The sequence below is a fragment of the Sphingobacteriaceae bacterium genome (genome assembly GCA_002319075.1).
In the GTDB taxonomy this organism is placed as follows: Bacteria; Bacteroidota; Bacteroidia; order B-17B0; family Aurantibacillaceae; genus Aurantibacillus.
Window position 1 is genome coordinate 584500 of record NVQB01000001.1, and the last position, 11207, is coordinate 595706.

An 11207-nucleotide genomic window follows, 5' to 3' on the forward strand; every position below is an offset into this window, starting at 1 on the left:
AAAGACAAGAATAAAAAGAAAAACAAGCGTTATTAGCCTTAGCCGGGAATTCCTATATTGCGGGCTCTTTAAAGGAATATCAACAGCTTGAATAAATATTTAGTCGTAATCGCGGGGCCAACAGCAGTTGGCAAGACGGCACTTGCTATAGAATTGGCAAAACATTATCAAAGTGTTATTTTATCGGCCGATTCGCGCCAATTTTATAAAGAGCTAACTATTGGTACTGCTAAGCCCACAGCTGAACAACTTTCAGAAGTTCCACACTTTTTTATAAATACAAAAAACATCGGCGAGCTTTATGGCGCAGGTCATTTTGAAAAAGATGTTTTAAGATTACTCAATGAACAATTCAAAGAGCATTCTGTGGTTTTTATAGTTGGAGGATCGGGACTCTACATCGACGCTGTTTTAAATGGTGTTGACGATTTTGCAGAAGTTCCCCCTGAAATCCGAAGCGCTTTAAACAAAAAATTTGAAGAAAACGGCTTAAATTGGTTACAACAAGAATTAGAAAAAAAAGACCCAGACTACTTTCAATCCGTAGATATAAATAATCCACAACGTTTGATCAGGGCTCTGGAAGTTATTGAACACACGGGTCTACCCTACTCTGGTTTTCTCAATAAAAAAGAAAACGACCGTCCATTTACAGCGATAAAAATCCTTGTCAATCTCGATCGTACTGAACTTTATCAGCGCATTAATGAGCGAGTTGATCAAATGATGAAAGAGGGTTTGCTAGAGGAAGCAAAACAATTTTCAGAGAAAAAACACCTTAATGCCCTAAAAACAGTAGGCTACAAAGAACTCTATGATTATCTTGACGGGACACTAAGCCTTGAGTCTGCCATAGACAAGATCAAACAACACACCCGAAATTATGCCAAAAGGCAAATCACCTGGTTTAAAAATAAGGATGACTTCGACGAATTTAATCCGAAAGATGTCGCAAAAATCTCTGCGTATATCGATATTATCATGAGTCATGGCTAAACCCTTTGCCTTCATAAAAGATTATCGGAAAATTGAATTGCCCATTAAAAATGCAATTGCTTCTGAATTTTTTATTCAGACCGTTAATGCAACGTTCATGAATATTTTGCCTTTGTATATGACCCGCAAAGGATTTTCTGATAAAGAAATTGCTCTCTTTATTACCTTCCGTTTTATTGGTGTTTTTGTTTTGGCTTTCCCTTTGGGTAAATTAATCAAAGGAAGAAAGGTTATGCCCTTGTTTTATCTTTCGTCAATTTGTGTTCCTTTTTTCGGCATTGCCATTGTGCTATCAATTGCGTTTCAACTAAAATTACTAACCTTGATTACACTTGTACTTTGGGGCGCTTCCTTCACCTTTATGCAGATCCCGATCTTTCCGTATATTCTTCGCAATTCTAAAAAGGAGCATCAAACAGCTGCCATATCCTTAAGCTACAGTACGTGGAGTTTTGGCGGGATCATAAGTGGTGTTGTAATTGCGTTATTAGATTTTTTAAGCCCTCAAATTTTTGACGAACAATTCATCTTACTTTTATTTTCGATGTTTGGATTTGGTGGATTATTTTTTTTGAAGCGAATTAAAAATTTCAATGAAAATTCTGTAGAAGAAATTCCTGAAAAACCAATACATAAAATCACTTCATCAAAAACTGACTGGCCACTGATTATGAGAGCGCTCTTGCCAACGCTTATCATTGCCACCGGCGCAGGATTGACCATTCCATTCATTAGTTTGTTTTTTGATAAAGTACACCATTTAGGAAAGGGTGGATTTTCTATTTTAAGCTTTGTCGCGTCACTTCTGGTAGCTTATTTTGCCATGTTAGTTCCTAAAATAAAACAAAAAATAGGGTATAAAATTGCTATTCCGACTACCCAATCACTTGCCGTTATTTCTTTAGTAGCATTAGCAACAACCCAATATTACAGTCAATATTCTATCGCCCTAATAATTGCTTCGGTTTGCTACCTACTGCGCCAGCCTTTGATGAACATGGCAGGACCCATGACTTCAGAACTCGTTTTAAATTATGTGGGGAGAAACAACAGGGAAATTACAAGTGCGCTTACATCTGCCATCTGGAGTGGAAGTTGGGTAATCAGTGGTTTTATGGTAACTATTTTATTCGCTTACAACTTTAGTTTTGGAAATATTTTCCTGATTACGTCCTTACTCTATGCTTTTGGAATTGTACTTTATTATTTGCTTATATTAGATTACTCTAAACGAGAAGAAAAAGGCCTCATTGAAGAATAAGATTTTTATACTTACAATTTTCTTTTTGTCGTTTCATATGCATGGACAAGTAAAAACATTTGGCCTAAGTAAAGCTAATAGCCAGCTTTTTGGAAGCAATCTCTATGTGTATGGCATCAAACAAAATGGTTCTTTCTGTATTTATAAACTCGATTTTAAGCCCGAAATTCTTGATAGTATAACTGTCGAAACAAGCAAAGGAGCGGCAGACAACTATCTTCAATGCTGGTCTGACACGTTGCATGGATTTTTGAATATCTATTTACAAAAAAAAGAAAAAAAAGATCTGAGCATTTATCGTCTCACAAAAAGATTCGAACTTATCGCCAAGATAGAAAATACGGAAATAGCAAGACTTAACAATACTTCTTTATTTAGCGCTGAAACTTTTTATTTTAATAACTCCGTTTATTCGATAAAGGCCGAAACAGATACCTCTGGGAAGCAATTTTACCTTAATAAATACAGTCTAAAGTCTACCACCGAAAATTTCGATTACACGTTTAAATGGCAATTCCCTTTTGAACGAAAAAACATCCATTCGGCACATATCTTTTACGCTACTAAAATGTATGTTTATCTTTATGTAAATGTTTTTGGTGGTTTAAAAACCGGTCAATGGCTTTTAAAGCTTGAAGCTGAAACTGCAAAACTTATAAAAGCCACAAAAATTAATGATAAAGGGGACTCTGGTAGTTACCTTTTTGGTGAATTCTTAGTCGATAAAACCTCTAATTCCATTCAATTTATCGGACAAAAACTAAAGGACGCAGAAATTAATTACAAGGAAAATAAATTTAATCCTGCTTCCAATTTCCTTATCCTCTATTCCTTTCAAATCGATTCCTTAGGTGACATTTCGGGCAGGCAAGAGTTTAAAGTGCCGGTATCAGACCTTAAATCATCCAAACCCGGTAGCAAAAAAGACCTTAGTTATTACATGCTTAAGATATTAAAACCTTTAAAAAATGAGGGTGGAGATATTCTATTTACAGGCGATTTGTATAAGACAAACAAAGGAAATCCATGCTATCTCTACTCGAATACACTTACTTTTTGCTTAAAACCAGCTGAAGAAAATTTATTTACCCTTGATAAAAACACCATTCAACCTAATATTCAGTTAGAAGACTATTATTTTACAAGCGATAAACTAGATATGAATGGCAGATTGTGTACAGACTCAACTGCAGCAATAGAAAAATTATTTTATGGTCGTCCAGGCTTTCCAATAAAACAGGATTTTAAACTGGATACAGAAAAAAATCCTATGTGGATCCTTTCTAAACACTTACTTAAAAATAATAACGTTAATTATTCTTTTTTAAGTCCGGTAAAGAAAATTTACCAGATCACTAAAATTGAGGACTTGAGTGAAGCAAACACACCTGTCTTGATCATTTTATCTCAAAATTCATTCCTTATTTCTTCGCAACCTGAAGAAGGAAAATATCAATTGAAACTTTACAATTGGTAAATTTGTATTCTTAAATTTGCACTATGATACAACGTAAACAAACTCTTTTTCTTTTAGCATTAGCACTCACAAGCATATCGTTATTATTCATTCCTGTTGGCACAGCCAGTATTAATGGCGTTCCAATGAACTTTTCCTTGCTTCTTAAAAATGCAGGTGAGTTTCATTCGACTATCTGGCATTTTCTTGCCGTGTCTTTGAACGCTCTTGCAATTGTTCTTAGTGTAGTTACCATTTTTATATACCGAAAAAGGATTTTACAAATAAAACTATGTTATGTGCTGATGCTTATTGAACTTGCTATCGCACTTATCATTTCTTTTTGCCCACAAAGTCAGCTTTTTCAAACCGAGAGCTCCGGATTTGGAATAATTATCTGTGTTATAGGGGTTATGTGCGCCTATCTTGCTGCAAGGTATATTAAAAAGGATATCGAACTTTTGAAAAGTGCGGATAGAATTCGCTAGCATTTTAATTCGAAATTTTCTAAAGTCTGCGAGATTATGGCAGGCGCCAGATCAAAAAAAAATTTAGAAGTTCAATTTTAAAAGAGAATTTATTTACCTGTTGGTTAGATGCCTGATTCAACAAAAATCAGCGAAAGGACCGAAAAATACAAGGCGAAAAAAATTGCAGCTCCACCGAGTGCCGTGCCTATTATTCCTAAAATAAGCGTTGATCTTTTTTTCTGCCCATTTCTTTTGTCTTCCTTGTATTGTTTAATGCCCATGATTCCCATAACTAAAGCAATAATTCCAAGCGCCAGACCTGCCGCTATAAGAGTCATGAAGAGATATTCTGCAGAGATTACCGTTAAAATAAATCCCACTACCTCCAGCGTTAAACCTCCGGCTCCAAGAAAAACCGAGAGTAATGATTTTGATGATTTTCCATCCGAAGATGCTACCATTTTTGAAGATACAGAGCTTTTCTCTTTATTTAGAGATAGTACTGTCTTACTTTTTCCAGGTAGAACTTTTGTTTTTCCTGGGACAGGGGACAAGCTTAAATCAGACCTTTTCGCTTGAGTAACCACTGAATGAGACAAAGCCTGTGGTTCGACAATCTGTGAGTTAGATGAAACCTGAGCAGTTGCAGTTTCAGAACGTTCAGCCGCCTTTGCAATCTTTTCGTTTTCACTAGCAGACCGCGAAACCCTCTCCTTATGCTTAGCATAAGTTACATAACGTCCACTCGTATATTTGCGTGAAGTGAATTTTTTGCCTGTTGAACAAGCGCTAATTAAACAACTGAATAAAATTAGAAAAGTGAATAATCTCATGAGTTTAGGGTTTTGGTAAAAATAAGAAAATATCACAAAAAATTAACCTGAAATCTAGCGGATGATTTTACCGGATGTTTCCTATAGGTTCTGTGAAATAACTATCTTTGCAGCGAAATTATTTTTCATGAGCAAGACCATACAACAACTTCATATAGGTATTCTGGGCGGGGGGCAACTTGGAAGAATGCTGATACAAAACGCGATCAATCTAAATTTAACTATTTCCGTTTTAGATCCTGATAAAAATGCACCCTGCAAGAACCTTGTGAAAAAATTCACACAAGGAAGTCTTACAGACTACGAAACAGTTTACGATTTTGGAAAAGACAAAGATCTTATTACGATTGAAATTGAGAATGTAAATATTGAAGCTTTAAAAGCTCTTGAAAAAGAAGGAAAAAAAGTATTTCCTCAGCCTCACATTATTGAACTTATCCAGGACAAAGGTTCGCAGAAGATGTTTTATCAGCGCAACAACATTCCGAGTCCTGATTTTTTTCTTGTAGAAAACAAAAAACAAATTGCGAAGTATGCCGACTATTTTCCATTTTTTCAAAAACTGAGAAAAGGCGGTTATGATGGAAAGGGTGTAACAAAACTTGTGAGTCCACATCATCTTGATAAAGCTTTTGAAGAGCCAAGTGTTTTAGAGCGTCTTGTAGATTTTGATAAAGAATTGGCAGTGGTAGTGGCCCGTAGTGAAAGTGGAGAGATAAAATGTTTCCCTGTAGTTGAATGTGAGTTTAACCCGGAAGCGAATCTTGTAGAGTTTTTGTTTAGTCCAGCCAATATAAAAAAAACAGTTGAAAAGGAAGCTATCAGACTTGCCACTACAGTAGCGGAGAAGTTAGGTGTAGTAGGACTACTTGCGGTTGAATTCTTTTTAACCAAAGATGGAAAACTTCTTGTAAATGAAGTGGCTCCTCGCCCGCATAACAGCGGTCACCACACGATTGAAGCCAATGTTACATCTCAATTCGAGCAGCATTTAAGAGCCATTTTAAACTTACCATTGGGCGACACTTCCATTGTAAGAGCAGGTGTAATGGTAAATCTTTTAGGAGATTTTGGTTACGAAGGAACAGCTATTTACCAGGGCATGGAAGACGTTTTAAAATTCAGCGGCGTCTATGTTCACCTTTACGGTAAAGCTACTACGAAGCCTTTCCGCAAAATGGGTCACGCAACAATTGTAGATGACGATATTTTGAAAGCAAAACAAAAAGCAAGAATGGTTAAGACTACACTTAAAATTATTGCTTAGTTCCTGTGTAAAGCCTTTTTGTTTAAGACATTTAACAAATAGGAAACCAAACCGGTAAAAAATTTAAGATTTAAAATAATTACTATTTTTAATCTATGGAAAAACGTACATGTCCTGAATGCGGTGAGCTAATTAAAGGCAGAATAGATAAAAAATTCTGCAGCGACATGTGCCGCAATTCTTTTAATAACAAGCAAAACAGCGATACCAACAATTACGTAAGGAATGTAAATAATTCATTACGTAAAAACAGGCGCATTCTAGAAGAAACTCTTGTTGGTGATAAAACTACCATTTCAAAACAAAAACTTGTAGACAAAGGATTTAATTTTGGTTTTAATACCCACCAGGTTAAAACCAATAATAATCACGTTTATACCTTCTGTTATGAATTTGGGTATCTACCCATTGAAGATAAAGACCTTATCTTAATTGTAAAAAGAAAAGCAGACTAATTGCTGCTTTCCTCGTTTATGTAGTATAATTTATAATATTTAAGTCCGCGTTCATCATCAAATCCGCGTTCTACGTAATCGTGTTTAGAATGAATGTAGATGTGGAAATTTTTATCCAGCTTTACAACACTTTTCATGTATTTGGCGTTCTTTTTAACGGCGGTTTGCGATACATCAAATTCGTCAATGGCAGTAAGGTCCATCTTCTTATTGTAATCGCCACGGTACTCGTTAAAAGCCTCTATAATTTCGGGTTGAACCAATACTTCCTTTTCGAAATCCTTTAAATTAAAAGTATCTTTCTCTTTAAAGTAAGACGCACTTTTATTGAGCATCATCATCTGATCTTTCTTCTCCACATTGTTTGCCTCTGTTAGAATCTCTTCACAAAATCCCCGGGACGCGTCCATAAAATTTTTCGTGTGATAGTATCCATTTGGTTTAATAACCGCATTTAAAAAATCTTCTTCCCAGTACAAAGCACATTCTGCAACTTTGTTGTTAGTATCTACAATACTCATTTTGTAGCCTTTATTTTTCTCAGTGTTAAAAACAATACAGCCTTTATCCAGTTTATTGATATTAATGCCGTTGTCGCAATCTACGTCGAACTCATCCACATGCTGGTAGACTTTCAGAAAAGTTTCTTTATTTTCTGTTTTGAAGTAACCTATCGCATCGGCTAATTCACCATCCACCATAGCATCTTTGAAATAGCAAACAAAAAATTCGCCGCCACTTATTTTTGGGTGCATGCTTTGATTGTAAAGATGAGAAGCTACTTGCTTTGAAAGATTAACAAAATCACTTTGTGAATTAAACAAATCTTCTGTAGCATTTGCCACGCTTGCCAGAGACACGTCAACCTTTCCTTTGAACTGATAGTAGATATCTGTTTTAAATGGCGTTAAGAAATATCTGAGTACTGTTTCTTTTACAAAATCATCTTTAAACTGTATTAATTTTTCGCTGTAGGTTAACTCTTCTCCCAAACCTTTATTCCCAACAAAATGTACTATAAAATGTGTTAGCTGCGCTCTTGAAAAATCTATCATAGTTGAATATCTAAAGCCTTAAATATACTGTTCTTCCGGCTGTTGCTTTTAACAATATTTAAACAAGTTTTAAGTCAAAGATTCTAAAATAAATGACCGGCGTACTGGCATATCTTAATTAAAAAATTAATTTTGTGTGTACCGATACAAATTATCACACTATGCAGAAATTCACTTCTAAAATCACTAAAAAGGTCGTTATCATTTTTAGTGTCGTTATATTATCTTCTTTTACTCTTATAAATTTTGTTTTTGACAAAAACGACGTTATTATGGGATTACTCTACGATAGTTTAAGAGAAGCCCATTACGCGCCTCCAAAACTGGATGATACGTTCAGTGAAAAAGTTTTCGATCTGTATATTAATACTCCCTTTAACAAACAATTTCTTTTGCAGGAAGACATTGACGCCTTAGGCAAATTCCGTCATGATATTGACGATCAAATTGCCGGCCAGAGACACGAGCTCTACACGGCTACTCAGGCCATTGTTAATAAGCGCGTCACAGAAAAAGAAGGATGGAGTACTGAAATTCTTTCTAAACCTTTTGATTACACGGTTGAAGAGGAATATGAAACAGATTATAAAAAAATGACTTATGCCAAATCTAACGAAGATTTAAAAAATGAGTGGCGTAAAATGTTGAAGTACCGTGTGCTTTACCGTTTGGATGATATGTTGATCAAAGCTGAGAAAAAAGATTCAGTGGGAAATGTAAAAAATACTGCAAAAACGAATCACGGAAGCAAACAAAGTACGACCACTGAACCCCTGATAAACTCTTTAGTGTTAGAGGGCATTACCAAAGGTGTGCTATTCGATTCTCTTGAGGCTGATGCACGTAAAAAAGTTCTAAAAGAACAGGATGACTGGTTTAAACGTTTGAATAAAATCACATCTCGTGACCGCTTTTCTGAATTTGCCAATGCGGTGACCGGTGTTTTTGATCCCCACACCCAGTATTTTGCTCCAAGAGAGAAGAAAAAATTCTATGAAAATATGAGTGGTCAGTTTGAAGGGATCGGCGCGAAGCTTCAACAAAAAGATGGTGTTTTAAAGGTGAGCGAGATAATTGTGGGTAGTCCAAGTTACAAGCAAGGAGAACTAAAAGAAGGAGACGACATCGTGAAAGTTGCTCAGGGAAACGGAGATCCGGTTGATATTACTAATATGGACATGGAAGATGCCATTGAACTTATAAAAGGAAGAAAAGGAACCGAAGTTCGTCTGACTATTAAGAGAAGCAGTGACAACACTACTAAAGTTATCCCTATTGTAAGAGATGTGATTGAGTTAGATGATACTTTTCCAAGAACTGCTATTATCGACAATAAAGAAAAACTTGGGTATATTTATTTACCTACCTTTTATACAGACTTTACACGTAACGGCGCTCGTCACTGTTCTCAAGACATGCGCAAAGAAATTGAAAAATTAAAAAAACAGAACATTAAGGGTTTGATCATTGATTTACGTAACAATGGTGGAGGTTCGTTGCAGGAAGCTGTTGATATGGCCGGATTATTTTTTCCTAAAGGCCCTGTTGTTCAGATTAAGGGCAAAGTAAATGTGCCTTTGAATGTTATGGAAGACAGAAATCCAGATGTTGCCTGGGATGGTCCATTAACGGTATTAATTAATCATAACAGCGCCAGTGCGAGTGAGATCGTTGCTGCGGCTATACAGGATTATAAACGTGGTGTGGTGATTGGCACTACGAGTTTTGGAAAAGGAACTGTACAATCGGTTTTAAGTTTGGACGATTATCTTTTAAAACAATTTGATAGCATTAAACCGATCGGTTCAGTGAAAATGACTCAACAAAAATTCTACCGCATAACCGGCGGCGCCACTCAGTTAAAAGGAGTAACTCCTGATATCATATTACCCGATCCGTATGCGTTTATTGAATTAGGTGAAAAGGAATACGAAAACCACATGCCTTGGGATGAGATTTCGAGGGCTAATTACACGGAGTTCAGTGCGATCAACTATCCAAAGGTTATTAAAAATAGTCACAAACGTGTAACGGCAAGTAGTCAGTTTAATCTCATAGAATTACAGGCTAAAGAAGTAAAACTTAAAAAAGACGATACAAAATATAATCTGAAATTAACGACATTCAGAGAAGAGCAAAAACAATTGCGTGAGCAAAATAAAAAATATGAAGACCTCAATAAAGAAATGAAAGGTTTCAACGCGAACATTCTTGATGAAGAGAAAACAAGATTGGCAAATGATACAGTGCGTTTGAACAGAGAGAAAAAATGGGCGCAAAGTGTTTCTAAAGATATTTATATCCGTGAGGCTGCTGATGTTTTAAATGATATGAGATAGAATTGTAAGTTCTTGCGATGTCTGTTGCGATAGTTTAAATAGAAAAACCAGGATAAACTCCTGGTTTTTTTTTGCGTCTCGACTACGCTCGACGTGACAATCTGGGCTAGGCTGTAACTGTTCTCGACTACGCTCGAACTGACATTTTCGGCTACGCTCTAAATGTTCTCGACTACGCTCGAACTGACAATCTCGACTACGCTCGAACTGACATTCACGGCTACGCTCGAACTGTTCTCGACTACGCTCGAACTGACAATCTGGGCAGGCTCGAACTGACAATCTCGGCCAGGCCTTATTTGATAATCCCAACAACTTTTACTTTGACCCTGACCTGAGACTGATTTCGATAATGGAAACAAAAAAACCGTAGTAGATATCTACCACGGTTTTTCTTAAATATACTTTACCAGGAAAGGTTTACTTTTTTCTTGGCCCAATAAGCATCAACATTTTTTTACCTTCTAAAGTTGGTAATTGTTCTGCTTTGCCCCACTCTTCTAATTCATTGGCGAAACGTAATAATAAGATTTCACCTTGTACTTTAAACACGATCTCTCTACCTCTGAAGAATACATATGCTTTCACTTTACAGCCATCCTGTAAAAATTTAATTGCATGGTTCTTTTTAAAGTTGAAATCATGATCATCGGTATGTGGTCCGAAACGAATATCTTTCACAACAACTTTAGCAGCTTTGGCTTTAATTTCCTTGGCTTTCTTTTTTTGTTCGTAGAGGAATTTTCCGTAATCCACAATTTTACAAACCGGTGGATCAACGTTTGGTGCAATTTCTACAAGATCTAATCCTTTTTCGCGGGCCATTTCAAGAGCCTTTGAAATAGGATAAACTCCTGCTTCTATATCGTCGCCAACAACACGAACTTGTGGTGAATTAATTCGTCCGTTGACTTTATGTAATTCTTCTTTTACTCCCGGACGTTTGAAGCCCGCTTTTAAACCTCTTGGTTGTTTGAAAACCGGTTTTTGTTCTCCTCCTGCAGTTGTTGTAGCAGGTGATGGGATGTTTGGTTTCTTTTGGTTGATAATTGCCTCCGCTTTTTAATTGTTCTTT

General features: G+C 36.1%; 10 protein-coding genes. 7 read left to right on the forward strand and 3 right to left on the reverse strand.

Annotated features, from left to right (window positions below; genetic code table 11):
- The first annotated feature begins 78 nt into the window (after positions 1-78).
- Genes CNR22_02710 through CNR22_02725 form a run of 4 tightly spaced genes read left to right on the forward strand, consistent with a single transcriptional unit; the run spans position 79 to position 4201 of the window.
- On the forward strand, positions 79-996 hold the full coding sequence (locus CNR22_02710; protein ID PBQ30727.1) for a tRNA (adenosine(37)-N6)-dimethylallyltransferase MiaA: 918 nt from the start codon (positions 79-81) through the stop codon (positions 994-996).
- A complete protein-coding gene (locus CNR22_02715; GenBank protein PBQ30728.1) occupies positions 989-2257 on the forward strand; it encodes a hypothetical protein in 1269 nt (422 codons plus the stop codon). The genes CNR22_02710 and CNR22_02715 overlap by 8 nt, the downstream gene beginning before the upstream one ends.
- A gap of 37 nt (positions 2258-2294) precedes the next feature.
- Positions 2295-3734: a hypothetical protein gene (locus CNR22_02720; GenBank protein PBQ30729.1), complete on the forward strand. Its 1440-nt coding sequence runs from the start codon at positions 2295-2297 to the stop codon at positions 3732-3734.
- Positions 3735-3757: 23 nt separating this feature from the next.
- The gene (locus CNR22_02725) at positions 3758-4201 is read left to right on the forward strand and encodes a hypothetical protein (protein ID PBQ30730.1); all 444 of its coding nucleotides are present in this window, start codon (positions 3758-3760) and stop codon (positions 4199-4201) included.
- Positions 4202-4305: 104 nt separating this feature from the next.
- Here CNR22_02725 and CNR22_02730 read toward each other — a convergent pair whose 3' ends face one another.
- Entirely contained in the window at positions 4306-5016 is a 711-nt protein-coding gene (locus CNR22_02730; GenBank protein PBQ30731.1) for a hypothetical protein, read from the reverse strand.
- Positions 5017-5143: 127 nt separating this feature from the next.
- Between CNR22_02730 and CNR22_02735 the strand changes: the two genes are divergently transcribed.
- Positions 5144-6283 carry a 5-(carboxyamino)imidazole ribonucleotide synthase gene (locus CNR22_02735; protein ID PBQ30732.1) on the forward strand — a complete coding sequence of 380 codons (1140 nt, stop codon included), beginning with the start codon at positions 5144-5146 and terminating at the stop codon, positions 6281-6283.
- Between the two features lie 95 nt (positions 6284-6378).
- The gene (locus CNR22_02740; GenBank protein ID PBQ30733.1) at positions 6379-6738 is read left to right on the forward strand and encodes a hypothetical protein; all 360 of its coding nucleotides are present in this window, start codon (positions 6379-6381) and stop codon (positions 6736-6738) included.
- Here CNR22_02740 and CNR22_02745 read toward each other — a convergent pair.
- Positions 6735-7793 carry a hypothetical protein gene (locus CNR22_02745; protein PBQ30734.1) on the reverse strand — a complete coding sequence of 353 codons (1059 nt, stop codon included), beginning with the start codon at positions 7791-7793 and terminating at the stop codon, positions 6735-6737. The two genes, CNR22_02740 and CNR22_02745, sit on opposite strands and share 4 nt — an antisense overlap.
- Before the next feature lie 161 nt (positions 7794-7954).
- On the opposite strand from CNR22_02745, the gene CNR22_02750 reads away from it, so the two are divergent.
- Positions 7955-10132 carry a tail-specific protease gene (locus CNR22_02750; protein ID PBQ30735.1) on the forward strand — a complete coding sequence of 726 codons (2178 nt, stop codon included), beginning with the start codon at positions 7955-7957 and terminating at the stop codon, positions 10130-10132.
- A 420-nt stretch (positions 10133-10552) separates the two neighbouring features.
- Here CNR22_02750 and CNR22_02755 read toward each other — a convergent pair whose 3' ends face one another.
- Positions 10553-11158, reverse strand: a complete 606-nt coding sequence (locus tag CNR22_02755; GenBank protein PBQ30736.1) for a translation initiation factor IF-3 — start codon at positions 11156-11158, stop codon at positions 10553-10555.
- Positions 11159-11207 lie beyond the last annotated feature (49 nt).